Here is a 26592-nt window from a genome sequence, read left to right as displayed (position 1 = left end):
AAATACAACAAACATGCAAAACATTCTTATTATTTCATAATGAATATTCATTATAACAAAATCCTGATTATAAGATGTGACCCATAGTAGATATCTCTGAAAATTATTTTATCTATAGATATTAGATATTTAACTTTGATATATTCTTTCCAATATATTTACAAAATTACAAATTTCAGAGATATCTTTGTGCTATTCTCTATAAATTAGAACCAACACTCCCAAGCTTTTTGTCCAAAGCCCCAAACAGCACCTCCTATGAATCCCGTTGTAAAACCTGCAATTCCACCTGAAAATGCACCTGCTGGTCCTCCAGTTATACCACCCAGAACTGCTCCGCCTAATCCTGCTTGCACCCCTGCGTTGAAGCCTTGTGCATTCATATGAGACATAAAATCATTAAAGCTACAAGCACTTCCATAAACAGGTGTTAAATCATTTATAGTATAAGTTAAAACTGAACTAAAATTTCTTATGTTACTCCACCTTAATTATCTCTATTAAATAATATCACAATGATACATTTCAAATTGCTATCATGCGTTTTAGAGAAGTATCAAACATAATTTTTAACATTATCAATAAAAATACTTTTTATATTATTTATAAATGAAATTATTATTCTTAATAAGATAAGAATATTATTTATAATAATTTAACTTATAAGAAACAATACCCTATTTTTTACTTAATTTTAGTTTTAAATTACACCAATTTTTCATATGAAAAATTGGTGTTTTTCTCTTGATTTACGAGAATAACAAGGAAATATATTTATATCGTTTTTGAACTCAGTTGCGTTGTTAGTGTTATGTATGCGTTTGCTTGGTGAATTTTTGTTTTTAGGCGATTGCTGTATGCATCTCACCTTTTTGGTACGCAAAAAGCTTCTATGGTATTTATGATTGCTCCTATGCTGGCTAGCATGGCTCTTAGTGTTCTCTTGGGTATTTGAGGTATTTATTCAATCAAACAGCTTGCATTGAAATATGGGCGCTGATTGATGTTTTAATCCTCTCTTCGTGTATTTTATGCCATTGGTACGTGAGGCAATGGTTCACATCTCTTGGAGAAGTTGAGAGAATTCGTGGTTTTAACGAGAATTACCGTGATATCCGTGCTGAATGTTTTGTTTCATACAGGTTTGATGAATATTACTCATATAAACAAGTGCTTAGAAACGTTGCGCATTATTTCTCTTATAGCTCTCTTTTCTCTTCGTGTGCATTTCGCCTTTCTTATTTTGCCTTAGTTGGGTTGTGGTCGTTTTGGTGGAGTGGTGATGAGAGAGGGCGTTTGGCAAAATAGAGCCAATGCGGGATATCAGAGCCAAATTGTAGAGTTTTTGTGACGCCATTCTATGTATTGCGGATCTGTTGGAAAACAGATCATGGGAGAAGTTTTGGAGAACCGGCTTTTTTGCTCATTTTGCTCACAGAGAGAAAGAGGGACTAGTTTTTTTCTCGACAGGAGTGGTGGACATCAGAGCAATGACCTCAAGTTCATAGTGATTTTTACACTGGGCAAAAAAAGGGATTACTTCTTTGCGGGGTAATGCCATTTTTTGCGGCTCTAAGCCAATATTGGCTTGAGCATATGATTTTCAATGGAAATGAATTTATGGAGAGGAAATTGCTTTATACAGGGCGTTTGCCAAATAAAGCAGAGCCAATGCGCAGAATATTTGAGCCAAATTGCAGGGCTGTTTTAAAGTCATTGGACATGCCCATGGAAAGCTTTGGGATTCCTGCTTGTTTTGCGAGTTTTGCTAAGAGGGCGAAATAGGGACCGGGATTCTCCTCTACTGGGGGGATGGTCATCAGACCAATGATATCAAGTCCATAGTGATTTTTACACTGGGCAATAAAAGGGATTACTTCTTGGGGAGCGATACCACTTTTTTGCGGCTCTAAGCCAATATTGACTTGAACATAGCAGGGGAGATGTCTTTGTTGTTTTTGCATTTCTTCTGCTAAACTTTTGGCTATTTTTTCGCGATCAACGGTTTGAATAACATCAAAAATTTTGACAGCTTGTGCTGTTTTGTTCGATTGTAAAGGACCGATAAGGTGAAGTTCAATATTTCTAAACTGTTGACGCAAGATGGACCATTTTTCAGCAGCTTCTTGCACACGGTTTTCTGCAAAGAGCGTTTGACCTGCTTGTAAAAGAGGGCGTATATTCTCTATAGGAACAGTTTTTGAAACAGCAAGAAGTTGAACCTCTTCTGTGGGGCGATGATATTCTTTACATGTTTCAGTAATATCTTTTTGTAAATTTTTCCATGCTTCAAGAGAAGGATCAGGAGGGGTGATGTGTGTGCTCATCTTTTTATACTTTCTATTTTTGTTGAGTGATTGCCTTATTATTTGTAAGAGCTTTTAAAAATACTTCGTGAAATATTGACTGAAAATGTTGACGAAGGGGTTAATCCATGGTCAAGCATAAAACAAGTTTTTTAGTTCAATTTTATAAAGAGTATCATAGAAATGACGATTGAACGTTATAATTTAGGTGAACGCTATAATCCACGTGCCTGCGAACAAAAATGGCAAGAAATTTGGAATGAAAAGAAGATTTTTCAGACCGCGGGGGAAGATCCACGTGAAAAATATTATGTTTTAGAAATGTTTCCTTACCCTTCTGGGCGCATTCACATGGGGCATGTGCGCAATTATGCTATGGGAGATGTTGTGGCGCGTTATAAACGCGCAAAGGGATTTCATGTGCTTCATCCTATGGGGTGGGATGCTTTTGGTATGCCGGCTGAAAATGCTGCCATGCAAAATAAAGTGCATCCCAAAACTTGGACCTATCAGAATATTGCCGTGATGCGTGGGCAATTAAAGCAGTTAGGGCTCTCACTAGATTGGGCGCGCGAATTTGCGACTTGTGATGTGGATTATTACCACCGTCAACAAATATTGTTTCTTGATTTTTATCAAAAGGGATTGGTGGCGCGCAAAGTGGCTAAGGTCAATTGGGACCCCGTTGACCAGACGGTCTTGGCAAATGAACAGGTTGTTGATGGACGGGGCTGGCGTTCGGGGGCATTAGTTGAACAGCGAGAGTTAACGCAGTGGTTTTTCAAAATTAGTGATTTTAGTGAAGAGTTACTGGCAGGGCTTGAAGAGCTGGAACAGTGGCCCGAAAAAGTTCGCACTATGCAAAAAAACTGGATTGGTAAGTCACAAGGCTTGTTGATTCGTTGGGCTTTGAAGCCAACAGAGGAAGTCAATGAGGGTTGTCTGTCCTTTAATGAAGTGGTCTGTTATTCAACACGACCCGATACGCTGTTTGGGGCTTCTTTTTTGGCATTGTCTTTCGATCATCCTATTGCCCAAGCTCTGGCGCAAAAGAATAAAGCGCTGGAAGGGTTTATAGAAAATTGTCGGAGTGGTGGAACAACAACTGCGGCGCTTGAAACTGCTGAAAAACAAGGATTTCGCACATCTCTCTTGGCTGTTCATCCCTTTGATGAAACGGTGCATATTCCTGTTTATATTGCCAATTTTGTGCTTATGGACTATGGAACGGGAGCTGTTTTTGGTTGTCCTGCCCATGATCAGAGAGATTTGGATTTTGCGCGTAAATATGAGCTTCCTGTGCGTCCTGTGGTTTTGCCTTCAGGGGTTGAGAGAGAAGATTTTGTCATTACTGATACGGCTTATATTGGTGATGGGGTGATGATCAATTCCAGCTTTTTAGATGGTTTAACACCCCAAGAAGCTTTTGAAGAAGCGGCCAAAAGGCTTGAGGGGCAAATGCTTTATGGGAAGCCTCAGGGGGAAAAAACAGTGCAATTTCGTTTGCGTGATTGGGGCATTTCACGTCAACGCTATTGGGGATGTCCGATTCCTATGATCCATTGTACATCTTGCGGGGTGGTTCCGGTACCGCGTGCCGATTTGCCCGTTGTGTTGCCTGATGATGTAACGTTTGAGCAGCCGGGTAATCCTCTTGTGCGTCATGAAAGGTGGCAAGCTGTTGCTTGTCCTGTTTGCGGTCAACCTGCCAAACGCGAAACCGATACCATGGACACATTTGTCGATTCTTCTTGGTATTATGCACGTTTTACTGCTCCTTTTGCACAGGAGCCCATCGATAGCCAAGCGATAAGAGAATGGTTGCCTGTGCAACAATATATCGGTGGAATTGAACACGCGATTCTCCATCTTCTCTATGCACGCTTTTTTATGCGTGCCATGAAATTAATGGGTTATGTGAGCGTGGATGAGCCTTTTAAAGGGCTTTTTACTCAAGGCATGGTGGTGCATGAAACCTATCGGGATGAGAAGGGCTGGGTTTCACCAGAAGAGATTTCGATCGTTGAAAAGGATGGAAAGCGGCACGCTTATAAATTAACCGATCAGAGTGAAGTGATGATTGGTTTGATTGAAAAAATGTCTAAATCAAAAAAGAATGTTGTTGATCCTGATGATATTATCGCATCCTATGGAGCCGATACCGTGCGCTGGTTTGTGTTGTCCGATTCTCCTCCTGAGCGGGATGTTATCTGGACAGAATCGGGTGTTGAAGGTGCGCATCGTTTTGTGCAGCGCGTTTGGCGCCATGTGGCTTTAAGTGCTCCAGTATTAAGGAATGTAGCGCCCTGTGCTGGGCAGCATGGGGCGGCTTTGCAACTCTCAAAGGCTGCGCATCGAACGCTCCACGCTGTGGAAGATGATTTGGAAAAATTTGCCTTTAACCGAGCTATTGCGCGTCTTTATGAACTCTTGAATATTATGGCACCTTTATTAAATAAAGTGGAAAGTGTTGAGGATGAAATGAAGGCTGCTTTGCGCCAAGGGGTGGATTTTTTCCTTGCCATGATTGCACCTATCATGCCTCATTTAGCAGAAGAATGCCATGCTGCTTTAGGGGAGAAAACTTTAATGTCTGAGCTTGCTTGGCCGGCTTATGATCGCGCATTAATCATTGAGGACTGCTATAGTCTGCCAGTACAGATTAATGGTAAAAAACGTGGTGAGGTGAGGGTGGCAGCAACCGCTACGTCAGAAATGATTGAAGAAGCTGTTTTGGCTCTTGATTTTGTAAAGGTGCATTTGGGTGAAAAGTCAGTGAAAAAAATGATTATTGTTCCACAAAGGATTGTCAATGTCGTTCTCTAAAAGTTTTATTTTTGTAAGCTTAGCGGGTTTGTTAACTCTTTTGTATGGGTGCAAAGTTGAGCCGCTTTATCGCCAAGTAGCGCAGATTTCAACAAAAATAGGTTCTGTGGATTCTGTTTTTGATGATGATTCATCTCCAAAACAAAAATCTTTGAGTCTTTCCGAAAAACTCGCCTCTGTTGTTGTTGCAGAACCGTCAGATCGCTTTGGACAGATGGTGCGCAATCATTTGTTGTTTCTTCTTTATGGAAATGGGCGCAAACCTTCTACTCCCGCTTATCAATTGGTCTTGAAAACATCGATGTTTACAAGAAAATCTGTACAGATAGAAGTTGATCGCGATAGAAAAAGAGAGGGGCGACCTTCCGTTGGAACTGTGACGGGTAAAGTTTCCTATGTTTTGCAAGATATGAAAAATGTTCTCCTTGCTGAAAGTACGGTAAGCATGAATGCTTCTTTTGAACGGTTGCGCCAAGAATATGCAACAATACAAGCAGAAGAAAATGCAAGGAAGCGTGTGGCTGAAGAGTTAGCTGAAGAGATTATGCTGCTGCTTTCAAAAGATCTTTCAATTCATTAAGTGGTATTTTATCCGTTTTTCCAGTTTTTAGGGAAGATCTGTAATCCTTTACCGGTAGGGGATTTTTTTACGAATGCCTTTAAAATGGCTGCTGGAATATTGATGATTACAACAGCGTTCTAAGTGCATGGGGACACTCTGTGCATCTTTTGAGGAGCCATGCTAAGAATATGCAATACTACAAGCAGAAGAAAATACGTGGGAGGCGTGTGGTTGAGGAGTAAGTCGATACCATCCTGCTCTTTGCCAGCGTCCAATGTTGCTAAAGTCCTTGGCATTTGAGACGGTTCATAAGAGGTGTTTTTACTCCTTTTTTGAAGTGTTTTTCTCTACACACCAATTCGGCTTATAACGGGCAAATAATATCTTATTGTTTTCATCTAAATAGATTTGAAATGGGAAAATCCTATGATATTCAGATCTTTCATTTAACATGAAAAAAAATAATTATTATGTATAAATCAATGTGTTGTGTGAAATTTGCGAAAGAGATTTTTGTGTGGGTTTGAGATCTTGCAAAAGATTAAGCGATATTTTGTCCCGTTTTTTCCAGTCTTTAGGGAAGATTGGTCATTCTTTATCGGTTAAGGGGGGATTCTACTAGCACTTCTCAGATTATTGATGGGGTATTTGGGAGGATGGTTTAACGAAGCTCTCAGAGCGTGAGAACTTTGTTTGCTTCTTTAGAATGTCAACGCCAAGAATATATTATGCAAAAGACGGGCAATGCATTGATTTGTAATGATAATCTAGCGTTATTCATATTGAATGAGACCTTCGAATAACCTAAGATTCTCTCATTTCAAACCTGCTTATCTTGAATCAATTAAAATCACTTGCTTGCACGTCAAAAGCGGGGCTGGTGTGTGGGTAAAAACTGTATAAGAAAGGAGAAAAATGGCTCTTATGAATCGTCTTAAGTGCCAAGGGCTGTAGCAACATTGGGAGCTGGCAAAGTGAATGATGGTGCTGGCTTGCTTCTTCACAAGCGTAAAGATGGCGGTGCTCAATGGCTTTATCGCTATACCATTCACGGGCGCCGCCGTGAAATGGGATTGGGAGCGTTGCGAGATGTCTCTTTAAAACAAGCTTGTGAATGTGCAAACCAATGGCGTTCTGTTCTTCGTGAAGGGCGTGCCCCCATTAAAGAACGTGAAAAACAAAGACGTGTGGGAGGGTGTTGTTGTGGAACCTCGTGGCACAAATTTTGTGTTGGTTTGAGATTTTGCAGAAGATTAAGCGATATTTTGTCCAGTTTTCTTCCAGTCTTCAAGAAAGATTTGTAACCCTTTATCGGTTAGGGGATGTTTCACAAGCGCTTTTAAAATGGCTGGTGGGACAGTTGCAACATCTGCACCGCTTAATGCGGCTTCTTTAACATGATTAACGGTACGGATTGAAGCAGCCAAAATTTGTGTTTCAAAGTTGTAATTGTCATAAATTGTGCGAATTTCATGAAGCAATTCACTGCCATCACTTCCGCAATCGTCGATTCTGCCAATAAATGGTGAAATGAATGTTGCACCTGCTTTGGCAGCAAGTAAAGCTTGATTGGCAGAAAAGCAAAGGGTGAGGTTGGTTTTTAATCCTTGTTTTGTTAGAGCGCTACAGGCTTTTAATCCATCAAATGTTAAGGGAAGCTTGATACAAATATTGTCAGCAATTTTTGCTAAAGTAGCTGCTTCTTTCATGATGTCTTCAAATTCTGTTGCTGCAACTTCAGCAGAAACAGGTCCATTGACGAGGCTACAGATTTCTTTTGTTACGTCAAAAATGTTGCGTCCTGATTTTAAGATCAGTGAGGGATTGGTGGTGACACCATCAACAAGGTTTAAGTTTTGTAATTCTCGGATTTCTTCAATATTGGCGCTATCCACAAAAAATTTCATATCCCATCTCCTTGGTTGTTCACTCTTGTACGCAAAGCTTCTGATATTTTGTGCTGTTTTTGTTATGCGCTATTGTTTATGACAAAAGCAAGAGGGAGGATTGCATTCTTATAGGATAAGCTACGACATAAAGGAGGAAGGGTGAAAAATGGATTGTTGAAAAAAAGGGTGATATGTGGGAGCCGATTGGTGTTAGCTCTCAGCGTATCCTTAACTTGAATGTTTAAGTGATAAAATGCCATTTTTTGTGGAGGAGATTGGTTGTTTTGTTTTTTCAGCGGTGAGAATGCCTAGAAATGTTGCTTATGAAACAGATGTTTTTGATAAGAGTGAAGAACAAATCAGGCAAAAGGCACATCATTTTCCAAACTGTAAAGACAAACAACAAGAATAGGAAAGGTGGTCATACTGGTTGTGTAAAAGAATTCTTATAACCTTGCTATAAGAAAATAACGAAACAGGTTGCAGAGAGGAAAATTGTTTTTCTTTGGTGTTTACTCTGCATGCTTATTGTTATTGCATTGTATTTTCTAGGGAAGAGATATGACATTTTAAGAGGATGTGCTTTTTATGGTTTTGTCATGGATGCTGTAGTGGTTAGGTGATTTGTTGAGGGGGCGCATGATAAGTTAGGCAAAGGATTATTTGCTAATGGATGTGAGGCGGTCAGCGAGGCATTGTTTTTATAAAAGGTTTGTATCTTGAGACAAGAGATAAAGTCAAATGGAACAGAGGATGTGAGAAAGATTGTTTCAGTCTTGGTGCCTCTTCCTGTTACGCAAGCTTATAGTTATGAGGTTCCGCCTTCTATGACGTGTGAGGTTGGTTCTTTTGTTCGTGTTCCGGTGATGGGACGCCAAGTTTGTGGTATTGTGGCGGATGTCGGAAAACAGACGACAAAAGATGGGCAAAGTTCTCCATCTGTGGCGGATAAAAAATTACGCTCTCTGCTTCATGTTTTTGATTGTCCGCCGTTGAGGGGGGAAATGATCGCATTCTTGCGTTTTGTGAGCCGGTATACGATGACTCCTCTTGGACTTGTTGCACGATTGGTTTTGGGGATACCGGCTGCTTTAGAACCAGAAGCACCACAGCCCGGTTTGCGGTATTGTGGGGGAGATGTGGAGCGTTTAACACCAGCACGCCTGCGGGTTTTGGAGTTGGCGCGTGATGGTGAGGTTTGGACGCGTTCTGGTCTTGCTCATGCGGCAGGAACTTCTGTTTCTGTTGTTGAAGGATTAAAATCGCTTGGGGTTTTTGAAGAGGTTATGGTGCCACCGCCGAATCTTATGGCGCCGCCTAATCCAGATTTTTGCCCCCCTCAGTTAGAGGGAGCACAAAGTGAAGCTGCGTGTCTTTTGCGGGATGGTGTTTTGTCTTCTCAATTTCAAGTTTTTCTTCTTGATGGTGTGACCGGATCAGGAAAAACAGAAGTTTATTTTGAAGCGGTTGCCCAAGCACTCACACAGGGCAAGCAGGTTCTCATTTTATTGCCGGAAATTGCTTTAACACAACAATTCTTAGATCGCTTTCATGCCCGCTTTGGTGCGGGAGCTGCCGAATGGCATTCCGATTTGGCACCGCGCCGTCGTGAACGTGTATGGCGACAGGTGGCAGAAGGGCGAATAAGGGTTGTGGCGGGAGCTCGCTCGGCACTTTTTCTTCCCTTTCATGGGCTTGGCTTGATTATTGTGGATGAAGAGCATGATAGTGCTTATAAACAAGAAGAGCGCATTTTTTATCATGCGCGTGATATGGCGGTGGCGCGGGGCTCTTTCGAGCATTTTCCTGTGATTTTATCCTCCGCAACACCGTCGATTGAAAGTCAGGTCAATGTTTTGTGGGGACGTTATCAGAAGGTGCATTTGCCATCGCGCTTTCAAGCGGCGGCTCTTCCAAAATTGCGGGTGGTTGATATGCGTCAAGAAGGTGTGCAAAGGGGGCGTTTTATTTCTTTTGCTCTTGAGACGGCTTTAAAACAAACGCTTGAAAAAGGTGAACAGGCGCTGCTTTTTCTCAATCGTCGCGGTTATGCACCTTTAACCTTATGTCGTGTTTGTGGGCATCGGTTTCATTGTAGCGATTGTTCAAGTTGGCTGGTTGAGCACCGCGCCCAAGGACAGCTTAAATGCCATCATTGTGGGTTTCATCAACCACTTCCAGAAGCTTGTCCTGAATGTGGGACCCTAGACCATCTCGTGGCTTGTGGACCTGGTGTGGAAAGAATTGCTGAGGAAACACGGGAGCTTTTCCCCCAAACACGGTTGTTGATTCTTTCAACCGATCTTCAAGGTGGGATTGGTCATTTACGGCGCGAATTACAGGCTATTGCTAATGGTGAAGTGGACATTATTATTGGAACACAATTGGTTGCCAAGGGGCACCATTTTCCTGGATTATCGCTGGTGGGGGTTATTGATGCCGATCTTGGTCTTGCTAATGGTGATTTACGTGCGGGAGAACGTACTTTTCAACTTTTGTCTCAGGTGACTGGAAGGGCTGGGCGTATGGGGCTAGAAAGCTTAGGGCTTTTGCAAACTTATCAGCCTGATCATCCGGTGATAAAAGCGTTGCTTTCGCAAAAGGGTGAGGATTTTTATACACATGAGATTGCTATGCGTGAGCATTATCATCTTCCACCTTATGGGCGGTTGGCTTCTTTGATTATATCTTCAGAAAAACGTCAAACTGCAGAACATTATGCACGGGCATTGCGCCAAGTTGCACCACGGGATAAAAATATCTCGGTCATGGGACCAGCAGAGGCTCCATTGGCTCTCATTCGGGGGCGTTATCGTTTTCGACTTTTGCTCCAAGGACAGCGTTGTTTTGATGTACAAGGTTTTATTCGTGTAATGCTTGCAAATGCGCCCAAAATGCCTTCTTCAGTTCGGGTTCAGATTGATATTGATCCACAAAGTTTTCTTTAGAAAAATACAGAGGGTATTGGCTGTAAAGATATTTGGGTTGTCTCTTTGATTGTGTTGTCTAGAAAAGTATCAAGCTGTAGAATATAATGCACAGGCGTCACGCCAAGTTGTGCCACGGGATAAAAATATCTCGGTCATGGGACCAGCAGAGGCTCCACTGGCTCCATTTAAGGGCGTTATCGTTTTCAACTTTTACTGCTTTTTTGTTTTTCTAGGAGGACAGCGTTGTTTTGATATACAAGGCTTTATTGGTGTAATGCTTGCAAATGCGCCCAAAATGCCTTCTTCAATTCGGATTGTGATCTGTATAACTGGTATTTTTCTCAATACAATGCGCCATAGCGGGAGGAATTTGCTTTAAAAGTGCCTTTTAAAATAAAATATTTGGTGGGATATTCTTAAAAGAAGGGGGGAGATTAACAAAAAGATGTGGTTTTTCCTTATTTTAAGGTGATTATCTATTATTATGACTTGCCTATAAGATTGAAATAACACATTTTTTCGGTAGCGGTAGCGGTAGCGGTAGCGGTAGCGGTAGCGGTAGCGGTAGCGGTAGCGGTAGCGGTAGCGGTAGCGGTAGCGGTAGCGGTAGCGGTAGCGGTAGCGGTAGCGGTAGCGGTAGCGGTAGCGGTAGCGGTAAAAATCGGACTGCTTTTGCTTTACACCGTTTATGATGCAAAAAAGAGACTTGAAAAATTTATCAGAGAATGTCAAAAAGAAATACAGGTAAGCTCTAGTGTAACCTGCCTATTCTGAAAAAATCCTTTTTAAAAATATTTTGAATATTTTCGTTGAAATTTTCAGAAAGCATTAATTTGCAGTGTTGCGAGTCGGTTGTGTCTATGCTAGAAACCAAAAAGTTTTTTTATTCTGGGTTTTAAGAAGGGCATTCTTAGAATTTAGAGTGTCTGTTTCATTTCATCTGATAATTATCAGAGAGTCGCTCAAGGGAAAGAGGCGGTATTTCGTGTCGGATTCATTTTCTCTTATACCGCTGCCATTGGTAGATCAACGCTATGCGCAAGCGCTTTTTGATTTCGTGCAAGAAGCAGAAGCCGTGGAAAAGGTCGAAAAGGCAGTGGCGTCTTTTTTGCTTGTCTTAGATCAAAATGAAGACTTAAAACGCTTTGTACAAAGCCCATTCTTTTCTGTAAAAGAGCAGGTTAAGGTGATACGTTCTGTTTGTGAGAGCATCAAATTTGCTGATAAGAGTACAGGTCAGATCATTGGGAATTTTTTGCATATGATCACAATAAATCGTCGGCTTGGTGCCTTGTCTGGTATTTTACATGCTTTTCAGCGTCGTGTCGCTCTCTCTCGTAGAGAAACTCTAGCACAGATTATTTCTGCTCGCCCGATAAGTTCTCGCCAAGAACAAGAATTGCGCAAGGCTTTGGAAAGGACTGTGGGGGGAAAAGTTTTGCTAAACATCTGTGTTGATCCAACAATTCTTGGTGGATTAATCATTCGTGTCGGGTCGTCTCAAATTGATACGTCTCTTGTAACAAAATTGTCTTCGCTTAAGCTTGCATTGAAAAAAGAGGTCAGCTGATGGATATTAGACCATCTGAAATTTCAAAAATTCTAAAAGAGCAAATCAGAAACTTTGACCAAAAGGCTGAAGTTTCAGAAATTGGTTGGGTTCTCTCTGTGGGCGATGGTATCGCCCGTGTCTATGGTTTGGACAATGTCCAAGCAGGTGAGATGGTTTCCTTTTCAAATGGCGTACGCGGTATGGCGTTGAATTTGGAAATCGATAATGTCGGGGTGGTGATTTTTGGTTCTGATCGCGATATTCGTGAAGGTGATAGTGTTAAGCGGTTAGGCACTATCGTGGATGTTCCTGTAGGACCAGCTCTGTTGGGGCGTGTTGTTGATGCATTGGGGAACCCTATCGATGGTAAAGGACCAATTAAAGCAACAGAACGTCGTCGTGTGGATGTGAAAGCACCGGGAATTATTCCGCGTCAGTCTGTGCATGAGCCTATGTCGACCGGATTGAAAGCTATTGATGCACTCATTCCCATTGGACGGGGACAGCGTGAGTTGGTGATTGGCGATCGTCAGACAGGGAAAACAGCGATTTTGCTCGATACATTTTTAAATCAGAAACCTTTCCACGAGAATGATTCTGGGCGCGAGCAGGATAAGGTTTATTGTATTTATGTTGCTATTGGTCAAAAACGCTCAACGGTAGCACAGTTCGTGAAAATTTTAGAAGAGCGTGGTGCTCTTGAATATTCCATTATCGTTGCGGCAACCGCTTCTGATCCTGCTCCATTGCAATTTATTGCGCCTCTTGCCGGATGTGCGATGGGCGAATATTTCCGCGATAATGGGCAACATGCTTTGATTGGTTATGATGATCTTTCCAAACAAGCAGTGGCTTATCGCCAAATGTCTCTTTTGCTTCGTCGCCCACCAGGTCGTGAAGCTTATCCCGGTGATGTCTTCTATCTTCATTCGCGCCTCTTAGAGCGGGCGGCGAAGCTGAATGCGGAAAATGGTTCGGGATCTTTGACGGCTTTACCAGTCATTGAAACACAGGCAAATGACGTTTCTGCTTATATTCCTACCAATGTGATTTCCATTACTGATGGGCAGATTTTCTTGGAAACCAATTTGTTTTATCAGGGTATTCGTCCTGCTGTGAATGTTGGGCTTTCTGTGTCGCGGGTTGGCTCTGCTGCGCAAATTAAGGCGATGAAGCAGGTGGCTGGTTCGATCAAAGGGGAATTGGCACAATATCGTGAAATGGCGGCTTTTGCGCAATTTGGTTCTGATTTGGATGCTTCAACGCAGCGTCTTTTAAATCGTGGTGCACGTTTGACAGAGCTTTTGAAGCAACCACAATTTTCTCCTTTGAAAACAGAAGAACAAGTCGCTGTCATTTTTGCTGGAGTCAATGGTTATCTTGATCCGCTGGCTGTGTCTGATGTTGCACGATTTGAACAAGGGCTTTTGACACTTTTGCGGAGTGATCATCAAGATCTCTTAAAGGCAATTGCTGAGCAAAAACAGCTCACCGATGAACTGAAGGATAAGTTGCTTACTGTTCTTAAGTCTTATGCGAAGAATTTTTCGTGATGAAGTGATGGAATGCTTAAATGGCGTCGTTGAAGGATCTTAGAGACCGTATCGCCTCGGTTAAGGCAACACAGAAGATTACCAAAGCCATGCAGATGGTTGCGGCAGCAAGGTTGCACCGTGCACAAGAGGTGGCACGGTCTGCACGCCCTTATGCACAGAGGATGGCTGCTATTTTAACCAGTGTTGCTGCTGATGTGGATGGCATTGATGCACCGCCTCTTATGCGAGGAACCGGTCGGGATGATGTGCATCTTTTGGTGGTTTGTACTGCTGAACGTGGCTTGTGTGGGGCTTTTAATGTGCAGATTGTGCGTCGTGCACGCGAACAGATTAAAGCTCTGCTTGCTGCGGGTAAAATTGTTAAGATTTTGACCGTAGGTAAAAAGGGCGCAGATATTTTATCGCGTGATTATAAAGCTTTGATGATTGATCATATTGATTTGCATGCTGTAAAGCGGATTGGTTTTACTGAAGCGGCAATGATTAGCCAACGGATTGTCGCGTTATTTAATGAGGGCGCTTTCGATGTCTGTACGCTGTTTTATTCTGAATTTGTTTCAGTGATTAATCAGCGTCCAACAGCTTTCGCTTTAATCCCAATGGGTTCTATAAAAGGAGCTTTTGAGGCGGAAGGGATGGTTGAAAAGGCAGATAAAAGCAAAGATTTACAGTCGATTGTTTATGATTATGAGCCCGATGCTGCTTCTCTTTTGGAGGCGCTTGTACCACGCAATTTGTCCGTGCAAATCTTTCGGGCGTTGCTAGAAAATGTCGCTGGTGAAATGGGCGCGAAGATGACTGCTATGGATAATGCATCGCGCAATGCGGGTGAAATGATTAATAAATTGACGGTGGCTTATAATCGTCAACGTCAGGCACAGATTACAACGGAATTGATCGAAATTATTGCGGGCGCTGAGGCGCTTTAAGGTGAAAAGGTAAAGATTGATGGTAAAAGCAGTGACGTCAAGTAAGGAAGCAGCAAAAGTTGAGAAAAAGAAACCAGCTGCTCGTTCGGGCGTAAAAAAAGCCGCCTCGAAATCTCAAGTAAACGTGAAGGATTCCTCTCCGTCTGCACGGAGCTCTTCTAAAAATACCCCTATAAAAGAAAAGGGGCGTACAAAAGGTGCCGTTGGTGAGATCAAACAGGTTATTGGTGCTGTTGTGGATGTCCAGTTTGAAGGTGCGTTGCCAAATATTCTTAATGCATTGGAGACCGATAATTTAGGGAATCGCTTGGTTTTGGAAGTTGCACAGCATTTGGGTGAAAATACCGTACGTACAATTGCTATGGATACTACCGATGGTCTTGTTCGTGGGCAAAAGGTTTTTGATACGGGAACACAGATTAGTGTGCCTGTTGGAGAGGCCACACTTGGTCGTATTATGAATGTGATTGGAGAGCCGGTGGATAATGTGGGACCAATTGCAACAACAAAAATGCGCTCTATTCACCAAGATGCTCCTGAATATGTGGAACAGTCGACAGTCTCAGAAATTCTTGTCACGGGTATTAAAGTCGTTGATTTGTTAGCACCTTATTCTAAAGGTGGTAAGATTGGTTTGTTTGGTGGTGCTGGGGTTGGTAAAACCGTGCTTATTATGGAGCTTATCAACAATATTGCAAAGGCGCATGGTGGATATTCGGTGTTTGCTGGGGTGGGAGAGCGTACACGTGAGGGCAATGATCTTTATTATGAAATGATCGAAAGCCGCGTGAATGTGAATCCAAAGGAAAATAATGGTTCAACAGAAGGGTCAAAATGTGCGCTCGTTTATGGGCAAATGAATGAACCACCAGGAGCACGTGCACGGGTGGCGCTTTCAGGCTTGACCATTGCAGAAAGCTTCCGTGATGAGGGGCAAGATGTTCTTTTCTTCGTGGATAATATTTTCCGTTTTACCCAAGCAGGAGCTGAAGTGTCTGCTCTTTTAGGGCGTATCCCTTCTGCTGTGGGTTATCAGCCAACTTTGGCAACGGATATGGGGGCTTTGCAAGAGCGTATTACCAGTACAAAAACAGGCTCTATTACCTCTGTTCAGGCTATTTATGTTCCTGCCGATGACTTGACAGATCCAGCACCCGCAACATCTTTTGCCCATTTGGATGCAACAACGGTTCTTTCTCGTTCCATTGCGGAAAAAGGAATTTATCCAGCTGTTGATCCCCTTGATTCTTTCTCGCGTATGCTCGATCCATTGATCGTGGGAGAAGAGCATTATACGGTTGCTTGTCACGTGCAAACCATTTTGCAACGTTATAGAGCGCTACAGGATATTATTGCCATTCTTGGAATGGATGAGCTTTCTGAAGATGATAAGTTGTTGGTGGGGCGGGCGCGTAAAATTGAACGTTTCCTTTCGCAACCTTTCCATGTGGCGGAAGCTTTTACCGGTTCTCCCGGAAAACTTGTGCCTTTAGAAGAAACAATCAAAGGCTTTAAGGGTCTTTGTGCTGGCGATTATGATGATTTGCCAGAAGCAGCTTTTTATATGGTTGGTTCGATTGATGAAGCCATTGAAAAAGGAAAGCGTCTCATTGCAGAGGCTTCTTCATAAGAAGAAGTCTGTAGTGAATGCTTGGTGTAAAGAGGACTAAGGGTCCTTGTAGCAAGCCTCGTGGAGATTGTTGTGGAACACAAGAGAGAAGAGCATTTTTTGTTTGAATTGGTATCGCCTGAAAAGATTGTCTTTTCAGAGCAGGTGAGCTCCGTTGTTCTTCCTTCAGCATCAGGTGCTTTGACAGTGATGGCGCATCATGCACCGCTGGTGGCAAGTATTGTGTTGGGAAGTGTTCGTGTCCTGAGCTCTTCAGGAGAGAAGCTGTTTGCTGTTTGTGGAGGTGTTGCCAATATTACCTTTTCAGGTTGTTCTCTTTTGGTGGAGCATGTTGTTGCTGTGGAGCATCTCTCTTTTGAGGCGTTAGAACAGCAGATTTTGCAAGTTCGAGCAACATTAAATGAGGGGACAAATGGTGAAACAAATCATAAGCTTGAAGAGTTTTTTGATCAACTGGCAGCTGTTGGAGCTGGAGTGAGCGAGGCGTAAAGGATTATATGGGAAAAAGCGACATGGGCGGAAAAAAAAGTACGGTTATGTCTGCTAAAAGAGGAGGAAAACCTTTTCCACATCCAGGTCGCGTCTTTGCAGGTCCTTTGCCAAAATGTTTCGTTTATATTTTTGCTTCTTTTATTTTGCAGTGGGCTTATGGTTTGGGAGCAAATGTTGTTCAGTCTAATATTGTCCATCTTACCGGTGATTTCCACGCAACTTTGACCGAAACAACCTGGTTGGTTGCTGCCTATATGGCGCCAAATGTAAGCGTTGCCATCATGTTGATCAAAATTCGCTACCAGTTTGGCCTGCGTGCTTTTGCTGAATTATCAATTCTTGGCTTCGTTTTGGTTTGTGTTTTGCAACTCTTTGTTACGGATTTGCGCTCCGCACTGATTATTCGCTTTTTCGCTGGTATTGCTGCAGCGCCTTTGGCTTCACTCGCGCTGCTTTATATGATGGAGGCTTTTGCACCAGCAAAGAAATTTACCATTGGTCTTAGCTTGAATTATATGAATGCTGCTCTTGCTGCACCCTTATCACGTTTGATTTCCCCTGGATTGCTGGAAAGTGGTGGTTTTTCGAGCCTTTCAGCGATGGAAATGGGACTTGTTCTCATTAGTTTGGGTTGTATTTATGCTCTGCCACTAACCCCTGTGGTACGCAATAAGGTTATTCAGAAATTAGATTGGCTCAGTTATGGTTTGATTGCTCTTGGTCTTGGACTCAATGCAGTGATTATGTCTGTTGGCATATTGTATTGGTGGTATGAAGCTCCATGGATTGGTTGGGCCCTTGCGCTTGCTGTTTTTTCTTTGGTCATTGCAATTGTTATTGAACTGAATAGAGAAAAACCGTTGATTGATTTGCGCTGGATTTTCAGTAAAGAAATGATACAATCCGTTCTTATTTTATTGGTTTTTCATGTTTTCCTCTTAGAACGATCAACTTTAGCGGTGGGTTTTTTTAATCTGTTTGGTTTATTAAATCGTGAGATGGCACCCATGTATCTTGCGATTATATTGGGTGCTCTTCTAGGGGGAGCGGTTTGTGTGTGTTTTTTACGGGTTGGGCGTGAGGATTATTTTTATCTTGTCTCTTTGGGTTGTTTGGCGCTTGGGACTTATTTAGATAGTCATGTGAACCACTTAACGCGTCCACAAGATATGATGTTTAGTCAAGGGTTGGTCAGTTTTAGTTATGCGCTTTTTTTACCTCCTGCGCTTTGTAGGGGATTTGTCATATCTGGTGAGCGAGGACCACGTTATGTTTTGAGTTTTATCGCTGTTTTCCTGCTTACACAAGTGAGCGGTGGATTGATGGGATCGGCTTTTTTTGGTAGTTTGCAATTCTTTTTCGCCCATAAGAACTTTGAGTCTTTGACACAAAATATTGTTGTTACAGATCCTGTTATTTCAGGAGAGGCTAATACCTTATTTTCTCCTTCTTATGGTGCTTTTGTTCCTCATATTTGGGGTGATGAGCAAAGCACATCTGGAGTGATTGAAAAATTGAAGTTAACAGCAAATATTTTGGCTTATGATGATGTTTTTAGGCTTTATTTTTATATTGCTATGGTTGCATTTGCTATTTTTCTTGTCAAAATATTTGTACAGTTATGTTCTGTTCGTGCATTCGAAAGGCAATCTCAAGCAAGTAGAGAAGGATGCAAAAAATGATAAAAGCATTACGCTCAAGAGCAACGCTTGTTGCATTCCTCTCAGGAATTATGGGTATTTTGTTGATTCTATGGGCTTGGAAGCTTCCTCCTTTTGTGAGTACTATTCAAATTACCGATAATGCTTCTATTAAGGGTGATGTGACTCTGGTGAGTTCTCAAATCTCGGGGACTATTGCACGGATTTATGTGCAAGACTATCAACGTGTTGAAAAGGGAATGCTGCTCTTTGAACTTGATGACGCCTTGTTTCGCCAACAACTTGCACGGGCACAGGCTGTTCTCGATTCAAAAAATGCAAAACTTGCAAGTGTTATGTTGCAGGCTCAGATTTTACAGGGGGAAGTTAATGCTGCAGAAGCAGAATTGGCGCGCTCAAAAGCATTTTCCAATGTTCTCTCTGAAAACAAAAAGCTAGGCTTTGGAGGTAATACGAGTGATGGTCCCCGTCCTCTTTCACAATTGTTGGCAGCGCTTGGAACAAAACGGCAATTGCAAAAACAATTGGATCTTGAACGCCAAAGCTTGCAGTCAGAAGTTGCAAGTGCAAAAGTTGGTGTTGAATTGGCTCAGCTCAATTTGAATCATACCAAGATTCTATCTCCTAAAACGGGCTATATTGGTTTGGTTGGTGCGCGGGTGGGGCAATATGTTTTGCCTGGTGCCCAACTGGTATCGGTTATTTCGGATGATATTTGGATTATTGCTAATTATAAGGAGACGCAACTTTCTCAGATGCGTGTTGGACAACCGGTTATTTTTTCTGTTGATGCACTCGATAATAAGAAATTGACAGGGCGTGTGGTTCGTTTTGCACCCGCGACAGGTTCAGAGTTTTCTCTGTTAAAAACGGATACGACAATTGGTAATTTCATTAAAATTGCCCAACGTATTTCAGTGCGTATCGCTTTAGATCCTGGACAAGAAGGGGCTGAAAAGCTTATTCCTGGTATGTCTGTTGTCACGTATGTCGATACTTCACAACGTGCTGCTTCTGGAGGATAAAATTTTGGGTTTTTTGAGTTTACTTTTTATACCTTTTTCTTATAGCAAGTGGGCATTCACTTTAGAGGATTTTGTTTGGTTTGTCATCATGCATCTCTTTAAACTTTTATCTATGCTGCTGTAAGAGAATATTTTTCAAAAGAGTGAGATACATTCATACGTATGAAAAATAACAGTGTCGTTTCTGGCTGATTTCAGTTTTCTTTTGCATTAACCAAGTGAAAATGTCATGTTGAATTCAAAAGTAAGATTTGCTTGGTGATTTTTTGAAGAGATTATATAAGGCATGAATGTAAAAAATCTCGTCTTGGTAGGTTAAATTTTTCTTCCATCGGATCTTTATGAATATGAGTCAAGGAATTGGTGTGTCTTCTTATCAAAATAAGCAAAGCTAAAAACCCTCTATGCTTGTTGTTTCGCACAGTGTTTTATAAAAAGTTGCAACCTCTCTCAATTCTTTGCTGGAAAGTTTCTCATTTTATGGTGTTGTTATGCCTTATGAAATGCTTGCTTTTACTGGTAAAGCGATAGCTACATCTCGTATAATGGCATATTTGAGGCTAAGATGGAGATGGTTCAGTGCTTTACGAGCTGTATCAGTGTTTGTATGCCAAATTGGGGCGAGTATATTGCATGTCTCTGTTTTTGTTACCTCTGAAATGGGCAGATAGCCTCGTTGTGTGAGAGGGTGATGGTGTCAACTCAAATCTCTCTTTACTGTCGTTTTTCCTTTTAAACTTTGTGGCTTGCAAAAGGATTTAGAGCTATGTTTTTTAAGTGAGGAGGTTACGCATTGCTTCACGCTTTTAGTTGCTCTTGTTTTTTAATGGGATCGCGTTTCCTGCATAAGAGTACGTTTTTGAGTTGTCAATTCACGCCCTTTTTAAAAGAAACATTTCTCAATCTACCTAAAGCTATTTTACGACGAGGTGTGTGAAGGGTATTAAAGTCGTGCCACCGTCTTTATGCTTATGGGCACCATCGTATTATCTACCCGCTACCAATATTGCCATAGCTTTTGCATTTGAGGGTGTTTCGGTATTTGTATTTTTTTGATGATTTTTCCCTATGGTTCATGCTGCTTATAACGTATAATGCATTGATTTATAATGATAATATAGCATTATTTATATTGAATTAGAACATTGGGTCCTGTCAGATTTTCTCATTTCAAATCTCTTGCTTGCATGTCACAAACGAGACCGGTGTGTGGGTAAAATTGTATAAGGAAAGATTAAAAATGCCTCTTATGAATCGTCTTAAGTGCCAAGGGCTGTAGCAACATTGGGAGCTGGCAAAGAGTATGATGGTGCCAGCTTGTTGCTTCATAAGTTTAAAGATGGTGATGCTCAGTGGCTTTTTAAGTTATATTATCCATGGGCGGCGCCGTGAAATGGGCTTGGCTGCCTTGAGAGATGTCTCTTTAAAACAAGCCTGTGAATTGGCACCCCAATGGCGCTCATGTTTTACATGAGGGGCGTGATCCCATTAAAGAACGCAATAAACAAAGGCGTTAGGCAATGTGCAATTTCCATTATTTAAAAGCATTGCTTTAGATGCTTTTGAAAGCCGTAAGGCTGAATTAAAAGGAGATGACAAGTCTGGATATTAAGGCTGGATATTTTGGTTTTTAACATTATGCCTTTATATTCTTCCTAAACTAGGCTGTCTGCTCCTTTCAGAGATTACGTTAACAGATATATGCAATACGCTCGCTCCTATATGGCATACAAAAGCTGGCACGGCTTACAAAGTTCTTATTCATCTCAATTTTTATCTTAAGCATGCTACGGTGTTAGGTTTGGATGTTGGCTTACAGGCAACAACAAACGCACAAGCTTTATGAGGCAAACAACGTCATAAAGTTTAAAACTTACCAGCAATGAATTGAAGAGGAGTGCTGGCTTTTTATAAAATACTTTGCCAAACAACAATCATAATACAACTGGCTTTACGTTTGCTTATTCTGACAGGCGTTCGTACAAATCCTTTACGTCATATATATGACAACCAAATTGATGGAACCATATGGATAATTCCTGCTGAAAATATGAAAGGAAGGCGTGATACTACAACAGAATTTCGCGTGCCTTTATCATCAGAAGCACTAAAAGTGATTGAACAATCTCGTTGTCTTTCTAAAAGTAATTTCCTTTTTTCTTTTTCCGGTAGTGCTCCATTTAATGTGAATTGTATGGCTCTTTATATGCAACGCGCTAGAATTAAAGCCTGTTCCCATCGGTTTTTACTCTAGTTTACGTGATCGACTTGCTGAAACAAGCGATGTTGCTTATGAGGTCGCTGAAACCATTCTAGGGTATGAGGTCGAGGGTAAAGTAGAGCGTATCTATTGCCGTGCAAGCAAGTGATTTTGATTCAATCTGTGAGGATGTAAAATGGGAAAATTTGACTGCATTGGGAGTTATGATTCAAATGGAAAAAGGATGATTTATGATGATCATTTTAGTATATGCTCTTTTTAAGCAAAGCAATTTATCCTGTTATGCCTTAAAATAGCGTCGTTTAGGGTAGTTTACAGATTCAGTATTTCTAAAGTGTGTTGTATGTATTCAGAGTGGGGGTTGTCTGTAGAACTTTATTGTTAAGTGAGAAAATGGTCAGTAAATGAAATCTGCTAGACAAGAAGCTCTACTGTTTACGGATCAGTATGGGTAAGAATCTTCGTCATTTGGGGTATGAGGAGGAAATCAATATCAGATTGGTAGCTTGGAGGCGTTCTCATCTTTTGAAGTGTAAGCAGATGACTGAAGATGATGATGGTGATCTCTACCATTTCTTAAAGTTATCGTTTTTAAGCTATAGAAAAATGCCCGATTTAAAGCGGGCATTAAAAGAGATAGCCTTAAAGGGGGGTGGTGTTTTAGTTTTTGCGTATCAACAAGACGCCAGCTAAAACTAGTCCTGCCGCTAATGCGAGGGTTGTTTTAGGGTGTTCTTTGGCTTTTTTCTTAAATTCTCTAGCATGCTCGTTGAGATGGTATAGTGCATGGCGGCTTTTTTGTTTCCATGTGTCAAGCATGTCAGAGATGCTCTCAAGGCTGTCACTTTGCGAATTCCAACGACTTACAGGGACAAGTTCACTTTTTAATTGTGCGATGCGCTTTTTAATTTTAGCATTTTTAGAGTGGGTTGAAAATAGACACATTTGTTGACTCCTCCATGTGTTATACTGTTTTACGAAAATTGGAATTGTGTTTGGGGCTTTGCTATAACGGCTTGAAAATTGAAAGGTTGCATTGGTGCTCTTGCTTGGTGGTATGAAAAAGAGATTGTTGTTGCGTTGATTTTCTGAACCCTAACCGGATGATGATTTCCTCCAAGGTGCCATTTGTGTGGGACTATTCTTTTTTTAAAGGGAGCTCAAAGTTTAAGTTTTTTGGTTGATGAAGGGGTGCCTTTTTTTAACACTGTATTGTGGCAAACATTTATCTGTGATGCTGTAAAATATCATTCTTTAAGATGTTCATATAAGACAGATAAAGACAGCGTCATCTTTGTCTGATGTTGGTTTTTTGAATGATCCAAGTGTACAAGTGTAAAATTAAACGGGATATTGAGGACAAGACTTGTCTAGTAATTCTGTAAAGTGCACGACAGCTATGAAATGCGTTGCGTCAGTGGTAGAAAATGGAAACTGTTTGGGAAAAGCTGATCTGTGATCATATTGATGGTTTGAAGGAAGCCTTTGAAAGTGTGGAGAAAAATAATATAAAAGATGCTTGATAAGCGCTAGTTTTTGAAAATTTGAGGACTTAATGAGCACGGCATATTTTTTATCTAAACCTCTTGAACGTCGTCGATCTGTTGGTGTTGCGGTGGGTGATGTGATGGTTGGTGGTGATAACCCCATTGTTGTTCAGTCGATGACCAATACGGATACTGCCGATGTTGATGCGACCGTTGCACAAACTGCTGCTCTTTGGCAAGCTGGTTCCGAATTGGTGCGAATCACCGTTGATCGTGATGAAGCTGCTGCTGCTGTACCAAAAATACGCGATCGATTAGAAAAATTGGGCTTTTTTGTGCCATTGGTTGGGGATTTTCATTATATTGGACATAAACTTTTATCAGAACATCCTGCCTGTGCAGAGGCTCTTGCAAAATATCGGATTAATCCTGGAAATGTTGGGTTCGGTGTAAAAAAAGATCGCCAGTTTGCGGAAATTATTGAGATTGCTTGTCGATACGATAAGGCTATTCGCATTGGGGTAAATTGGGGGTCCCTTGATAATGCGTTGTTGACACGGCTTATGGATGAAAATGCAAGGAAGGAAAATCCCTTATCTGTTGCTGAGATTATGCGGGAGACTATTGTTCAGTCAGCTCTGCTTTCGGCTGCTTTTGCTGAAGAACTTGGCTTGGGAAGGGATAAAATTATTCTTTCTGCTAAAGTGAGTGATGTCCAAGATCTTATTGCTGTTTACAGCAATTTGGCAGAACGGTGTGACTATGCGCTTCATTTGGGTTTGACAGAAGCAGGAATGGGAACAAAGGGTGTGGTTGCTTCTTCTGTGGCTATGGGAATTTTGTTACAGCAAGGAATTGGCGATACCATCCGTATTTCTTTAACTCCTGAACCCGGAGGAGATCGGACACGAGAAGTAAAGGTGGGGCAAGAGCTTCTACAAGTCATGGGATTTCGGCAATTTTTGCCCGTGGTTGCGGCTTGTCCTGGATGCGGTCGCACAACTTCGACAGTGTTTCAGGAATTGGCACAGAAAATTGAAGCAGATTTACACAAAAATATGCCGGTCTGGCGTGAAAAATACCCTGGTGTTGAAAGTTTAAAGGTGGCTGTAATGGGCTGTATCGTCAATGGACCAGGAGAATCAAAACATGCCGATATTGGTATTTCATTGCCTGGAGTGGGTGAAAGCCCAGCTGCCCCTGTTTTTATTGAAGGACAGAAGGTAAAGACTTTGCGCGGAAACCACATTGCTGAAGAATTTGAAGTTCTTTTGAGTGATTATATTCATACCCGTTTTGGGCAAGCTTAATTGTTCCATAAACTAAAATAAAGAAAAGTTTTTTGTATCTTTTGTTGTGCTGTTTATTGTGGGGTGTGCGTTTTTTATTGTTGCTTGTTACGCTAAAGCAGGTGTCTTGTTGGGGCAAGTGCTTTGGCGGTAAAAAAATAAAAGTTTTGCTTGTTTGCTTTGATTCTTCTTCTTTGTATGTGTAGCATAGTGCACGAATCTATTCATTTTTGCCTGTTGCGACAAAACAGACGGCTTGTTGGAATGCTTTCTTTGGCATACAAAGGGCGAAAAGGGCTTATCCTTTACGATTTGCAAAAGTATCTAAAGCAATATTTTTCAATAATGAAGCTTACCCATTGCCTCATGCTTTTATTTCTTATGTTCTTTAATAGAATCACATTTATTACGCAAAATAAAATGCTATTGTGTTGTATATTCACCAACTTGTTTTAAAGAGACTTTTCTCGACGTTCGAAAGTCCATCTCACGATGATACCTTTGTATGTCATAATGGTAAATCCATTGTGCATCACTGTCTTTATGCTTAGGAAGAAGATCTATTCTTGCTCCTAATATGACGACAGTCCGTGGTCTTTGAACGCGTTCATAAGAGGCATTTGATACCTTTTTAAATGTTTTTACTCACACGCTCATCACGCTTGTGATGTGCAAGAAAGTGATTTTGCTTGATTCAACATGGGAGAGATTTAAAGAGACAGAACTCTACAGTCTTAAGGTTTCTCATTTAAGTTATAATAGAATGCGTTATCATTATATATCCATGTATTGCGTCTTTTATGATGTGTTAGTCTCGTTTTAGTGTTTCTTGAATGCCATAAAGACGGACAAAAGTGGCTTTTTGTGTGTTTTCACCCTTACGGGTGATTTTGCCTAGAACTTTGCTGTTGGCGGTGACATCAAGAAGATCGTCTGTCAATTGAAAAGCTCAACTAAATATGTTCCCAAAACAGCAGTTTTTTTCGCTCATTGTTTGGAGGCATGGGCAATGATTGCTCTTGCTTGGCAGGCAAAATTGATAAGGACGGCTGTTTTTATGCGTTGTAAAATGAAAATATTGGCATTTTCTTATTGTTTTTTAGCTCTCTATGTCTGCGAAGGTGAAAACTAAAAAAGGCTTTGTGTATCCTTTTTTGTGTTGTTTTTTGTGTGGTGGTGCGTTTTTTTATTGTTGCTGTTGTACTAAAGTGGATGCCTTGTTGAAATGTTTTCTCTTGCACCAAAAGAGAAACAGTTGTGCTTGTTTTTTTGTTTTGATTCTTCTTTATGTGGGGAGATGGTGCGTGAAGGTGTTAGTTTTTGCGTGTTGCGCTAAAGCGAGCGGCTTGTTGGAGAGGGAGTGCTTTGATACCAAAAGGGTGTAAGAGGTTTTCTGCTTTGGTAATGAGTTCGTCTCGCTTTTTTTGTGCTTCTTTAATGCCATAAAGACGAACAAAGGTGGCTTTTTGCGCATTTTCATCTTTACCGGCGGTTTTGCCTAGAACTTCGCTGTTGGCGGTGACGTCAAGAAGATCATCTGTTAATTGAAAAGCTAAACCAACATATGTTCCAAAAGCAGCAAGTTTTTCCGTTAATTCTTTGGATGCGTTGGAAATGATTCCCCCTGCTTGGCAAGCAAAGCTTATAAGGGCAGCTGTTTTCATGTGTTGTAAAGTGAGAATATCGGTGCTCTCTTGCGGTTTTTTCTCCGCTTCAATGTCAAGCATTTGACCGCCTATCATACCACCAAATCCTGATGCTTGTGCAAGAGCTGTGATCAATTGCATTCTCATCTCTGTAGACAGTGCATTGGCTTTATGGGCAATGATTTCAAAGGCAAATGTTAAAAGGGCATTGCCTGCTAGAATTGCTGTTGCTTCATCAAATTTTATGTGGACGGTGGGTTTCCCGCGCCGGAGGGTATCATTATCCATGGCTGGAAGATCATCATGAATGAGAGAATAACAGTGAACACATTCTAAGGCACATGCAACATCAAGTGAATGTTCTACAGGGATATCAAAAAGTGCAGCGCTTTGAATCACAAGAAAAGGACGTAGGCGTTTTCCACCGTTCAACACCCCATAGCGCATGGCTTTGATTAAGTTTTCAGGGCGTGAAATTTCACCATTTTGGATGTGGTCACTTAACAGTGTGCTCAGCCGGCTTTCAATGCTTTGGCCATGTTTTGCAAGAAGGGTGGTAAATTCGTGCATTCTTGTTTCCTTCTATTTTTG

The 26592-nt window shown here is 41.4% G+C and carries 21 protein-coding genes and 3 pseudogenes; 17 read left to right on the top strand and 7 right to left on the bottom strand.

All coding sequences use genetic code 11. From position 1 onward, the window contains the following. Window positions 1-206 precede the first annotated feature (206 nt). The gene (locus PVV68_RS02490) at window positions 207-392 is read right to left on the bottom strand and encodes a hypothetical protein (RefSeq protein WP_273720613.1); all 186 of its coding nucleotides are present in this window, start codon (window positions 390-392) and stop codon (window positions 207-209) included. A gap of 652 nt (window positions 393-1044) precedes the next feature. Between PVV68_RS02490 and PVV68_RS02485 the strand changes: the two genes are divergently transcribed. Next, on the top strand, window positions 1045-1308 hold the full coding sequence (locus PVV68_RS02485) for a hypothetical protein (protein ID WP_273720614.1): 264 nt from the start codon (window positions 1045-1047) through the stop codon (window positions 1306-1308). A gap of 329 nt (window positions 1309-1637) precedes the next feature. Here the strand turns inward: PVV68_RS02485 and PVV68_RS02480 are convergent, their stop codons facing one another. After that, entirely contained in the window at window positions 1638-2327 is a 690-nt protein-coding gene (locus PVV68_RS02480) for a YggS family pyridoxal phosphate-dependent enzyme (RefSeq protein WP_273720615.1), read from the bottom strand. Window positions 2328-2489: 162 nt separating this feature from the next. On the opposite strand from PVV68_RS02480, the gene leuS reads away from it, so the two are divergent. From leuS to PVV68_RS02465, 3 genes and pseudogenes are all read left to right on the top strand, one after another. Next, window positions 2490-5132 carry a leucine--tRNA ligase gene (leuS, locus tag PVV68_RS02475; RefSeq protein WP_273782637.1) on the top strand — a complete coding sequence of 881 codons (2643 nt, stop codon included), beginning with the start codon at window positions 2490-2492 and terminating at the stop codon, window positions 5130-5132. Next, a complete protein-coding gene (gene lptE / locus PVV68_RS02470) occupies window positions 5119-5712 on the top strand; it encodes an LPS assembly lipoprotein LptE (RefSeq protein WP_273720617.1) in 594 nt (197 codons plus the stop codon). The genes leuS and lptE overlap by 14 nt, the downstream gene beginning before the upstream one ends. 897 nt (window positions 5713-6609) lie before the next feature. Beyond that, window positions 6610-6881: pseudogene (locus PVV68_RS02465) on the top strand (Arm DNA-binding domain-containing protein); the annotation flags it as partial. A 66-nt stretch (window positions 6882-6947) separates the two neighbouring features. Here PVV68_RS02465 and fsa read toward each other — a convergent pair. After that, on the bottom strand, window positions 6948-7601 hold the full coding sequence (gene fsa, locus PVV68_RS02460; RefSeq protein WP_273720619.1) for a fructose-6-phosphate aldolase: 654 nt from the start codon (window positions 7599-7601) through the stop codon (window positions 6948-6950). Window positions 7602-7836: 235 nt separating this feature from the next. Between fsa and PVV68_RS02455 the strand changes: the two genes are divergently transcribed. From PVV68_RS02455 to PVV68_RS02445, 3 genes are all read left to right on the top strand, one after another. After that, window positions 7837-7995, top strand: a complete 159-nt coding sequence (locus PVV68_RS02455) for a hypothetical protein (RefSeq protein WP_273720620.1) — start codon at window positions 7837-7839, stop codon at window positions 7993-7995. 319 nt (window positions 7996-8314) lie between these two features. Then, complete coding sequence (locus PVV68_RS02450) at window positions 8315-10531, top strand: primosomal protein N' (protein WP_273720663.1); 2217 nt, start codon at window positions 8315-8317, stop codon at window positions 10529-10531. 49 nt (window positions 10532-10580) lie between these two features. After that, the gene (locus tag PVV68_RS02445; protein WP_404978368.1) at window positions 10581-10892 is read left to right on the top strand and encodes a hypothetical protein; all 312 of its coding nucleotides are present in this window, start codon (window positions 10581-10583) and stop codon (window positions 10890-10892) included. Here PVV68_RS02445 and PVV68_RS02440 read toward each other — a convergent pair. Continuing rightward, window positions 10889-11245 carry a hypothetical protein gene (locus PVV68_RS02440; protein WP_273782636.1) on the bottom strand — a complete coding sequence of 119 codons (357 nt, stop codon included), beginning with the start codon at window positions 11243-11245 and terminating at the stop codon, window positions 10889-10891. The genes PVV68_RS02445 and PVV68_RS02440 overlap by 4 nt on opposite strands. Before the next feature lie 253 nt (window positions 11246-11498). On the opposite strand from PVV68_RS02440, the gene atpH reads away from it, so the two are divergent. From atpH to PVV68_RS02395, 9 genes and pseudogenes are all read left to right on the top strand, one after another. Beyond that, the gene (gene atpH, locus PVV68_RS02435; RefSeq protein ID WP_273720622.1) at window positions 11499-12083 is read left to right on the top strand and encodes an ATP synthase F1 subunit delta; all 585 of its coding nucleotides are present in this window, start codon (window positions 11499-11501) and stop codon (window positions 12081-12083) included. After that, the gene (gene atpA, locus PVV68_RS02430; RefSeq protein WP_273720623.1) at window positions 12083-13618 is read left to right on the top strand and encodes a F0F1 ATP synthase subunit alpha; all 1536 of its coding nucleotides are present in this window, start codon (window positions 12083-12085) and stop codon (window positions 13616-13618) included. Before atpH ends, atpA begins: the two co-directional genes overlap by 1 nt. Before the next feature lie 20 nt (window positions 13619-13638). Further along, window positions 13639-14550, top strand: coding sequence for a F0F1 ATP synthase subunit gamma (locus tag PVV68_RS02425; protein WP_273720624.1), 912 nt, complete (start codon window positions 13639-13641; stop codon window positions 14548-14550). Window positions 14551-14569: 19 nt separating this feature from the next. Further along, entirely contained in the window at window positions 14570-16180 is a 1611-nt protein-coding gene (atpD, locus tag PVV68_RS02420; RefSeq protein WP_273720625.1) for a F0F1 ATP synthase subunit beta, read from the top strand. A 72-nt stretch (window positions 16181-16252) separates the two neighbouring features. Beyond that, window positions 16253-16669, top strand: coding sequence for an ATP synthase F1 subunit epsilon (gene atpC, locus PVV68_RS02415; RefSeq protein ID WP_273720626.1), 417 nt, complete (start codon window positions 16253-16255; stop codon window positions 16667-16669). A gap of 23 nt (window positions 16670-16692) precedes the next feature. After that, window positions 16693-18354: an MFS transporter gene (locus tag PVV68_RS02410; RefSeq protein WP_273720627.1), complete on the top strand. Its 1662-nt coding sequence runs from the start codon at window positions 16693-16695 to the stop codon at window positions 18352-18354. Then, window positions 18351-19358 (top strand): HlyD family secretion protein, encoded by a 1008-nt coding sequence (locus PVV68_RS02405; protein WP_273720628.1) that lies wholly within the window; start codon window positions 18351-18353, stop codon window positions 19356-19358. The genes PVV68_RS02410 and PVV68_RS02405 overlap by 4 nt, the downstream gene beginning before the upstream one ends. Window positions 19359-20598: 1240 nt before the next feature. Continuing rightward, window positions 20599-21727: pseudogene (locus PVV68_RS02400) on the top strand (tyrosine-type recombinase/integrase). Window positions 21728-22026: 299 nt separating this feature from the next. Continuing rightward, window positions 22027-22272, top strand: coding sequence for a hypothetical protein (locus tag PVV68_RS02395; RefSeq protein ID WP_273720629.1), 246 nt, complete (start codon window positions 22027-22029; stop codon window positions 22270-22272). Here the strand turns inward: PVV68_RS02395 and PVV68_RS02390 are convergent. Next, complete coding sequence (locus PVV68_RS02390) at window positions 22240-22524, bottom strand: hypothetical protein (protein WP_273720630.1); 285 nt, start codon at window positions 22522-22524, stop codon at window positions 22240-22242. The two genes, PVV68_RS02395 and PVV68_RS02390, sit on opposite strands and share 33 nt — an antisense overlap. A 610-nt stretch (window positions 22525-23134) precedes the next feature. Between PVV68_RS02390 and ispG the strand changes: the two genes are divergently transcribed. Then, window positions 23135-24376 (top strand): flavodoxin-dependent (E)-4-hydroxy-3-methylbut-2-enyl-diphosphate synthase, encoded by a 1242-nt coding sequence (ispG, locus tag PVV68_RS02385; protein ID WP_273720631.1) that lies wholly within the window; start codon window positions 23135-23137, stop codon window positions 24374-24376. Window positions 24377-25169: 793 nt separating this feature from the next. On the opposite strand, the pseudogene PVV68_RS02380 reads toward ispG, so the two are convergent. Both PVV68_RS02380 and PVV68_RS02375 read right to left on the bottom strand, forming a co-directional pair. Then, window positions 25170-25444: pseudogene (locus tag PVV68_RS02380) on the bottom strand (polyprenyl synthetase family protein); the annotation flags it as partial. Between the two features lie 224 nt (window positions 25445-25668). After that, window positions 25669-26571 carry a polyprenyl synthetase family protein gene (locus PVV68_RS02375; protein WP_273720632.1) on the bottom strand — a complete coding sequence of 301 codons (903 nt, stop codon included), beginning with the start codon at window positions 26569-26571 and terminating at the stop codon, window positions 25669-25671. Window positions 26572-26592: the final 21 nt, after the last annotated feature.

Origin of the sequence: Bartonella sp. ML69XJBT (genome assembly GCF_028618515.1) — a bacterium.
GTDB lineage: Bacteria > Pseudomonadota > Alphaproteobacteria > Rhizobiales > Rhizobiaceae > Bartonella.
The sequence above is the reverse complement of the archived record's forward strand: the minus strand, read 5'-3'. Positions and strand labels throughout refer to the sequence as shown.

Bases quoted from the DNA above. Each gene is read 5' to 3' on its own strand.
- atpD (WP_273720625.1), top strand. From the start codon at position 14,570: ATGGTAAAAGCAGTGACGTCAAGTAAGGAAGCAGCAAAAGTTGAGAAA.
- PVV68_RS02480 (WP_273720615.1), bottom strand. From the start codon at position 2,327: ATGAGCACACACATCACCCCTCCTGATCCTTCTCTTGAAGCATGGAAA.
- PVV68_RS02395 (WP_273720629.1), top strand. From the start codon at position 22,027: ATGGGTAAGAATCTTCGTCATTTGGGGTATGAGGAGGAAATCAATATC.
- PVV68_RS02425 (WP_273720624.1), top strand. From the start codon at position 13,639: ATGGCGTCGTTGAAGGATCTTAGAGACCGTATCGCCTCGGTTAAGGCA.
- fsa (WP_273720619.1), bottom strand. From the start codon at position 7,601: ATGAAATTTTTTGTGGATAGCGCCAATATTGAAGAAATCCGAGAATTA.
- PVV68_RS02490 (WP_273720613.1), bottom strand. From the start codon at position 392: ATGTCTCATATGAATGCACAAGGCTTCAACGCAGGGGTGCAAGCAGGA.
- PVV68_RS02410 (WP_273720627.1), top strand. From the start codon at position 16,693: ATGGGCGGAAAAAAAAGTACGGTTATGTCTGCTAAAAGAGGAGGAAAA.
- PVV68_RS02405 (WP_273720628.1), top strand. From the start codon at position 18,351: ATGATAAAAGCATTACGCTCAAGAGCAACGCTTGTTGCATTCCTCTCA.
- leuS (WP_273782637.1), top strand. From the start codon at position 2,490: ATGACGATTGAACGTTATAATTTAGGTGAACGCTATAATCCACGTGCC.
- ispG (WP_273720631.1), top strand. From the start codon at position 23,135: ATGAGCACGGCATATTTTTTATCTAAACCTCTTGAACGTCGTCGATCT.
- atpA (WP_273720623.1), top strand. From the start codon at position 12,083: ATGGATATTAGACCATCTGAAATTTCAAAAATTCTAAAAGAGCAAATC.
- PVV68_RS02390 (WP_273720630.1), bottom strand. From the start codon at position 22,524: ATGTGTCTATTTTCAACCCACTCTAAAAATGCTAAAATTAAAAAGCGC.
- lptE (WP_273720617.1), top strand. From the start codon at position 5,119: ATGTCGTTCTCTAAAAGTTTTATTTTTGTAAGCTTAGCGGGTTTGTTA.
- PVV68_RS02455 (WP_273720620.1), top strand. From the start codon at position 7,837: ATGCCATTTTTTGTGGAGGAGATTGGTTGTTTTGTTTTTTCAGCGGTG.
- PVV68_RS02375 (WP_273720632.1), bottom strand. From the start codon at position 26,571: ATGCACGAATTTACCACCCTTCTTGCAAAACATGGCCAAAGCATTGAA.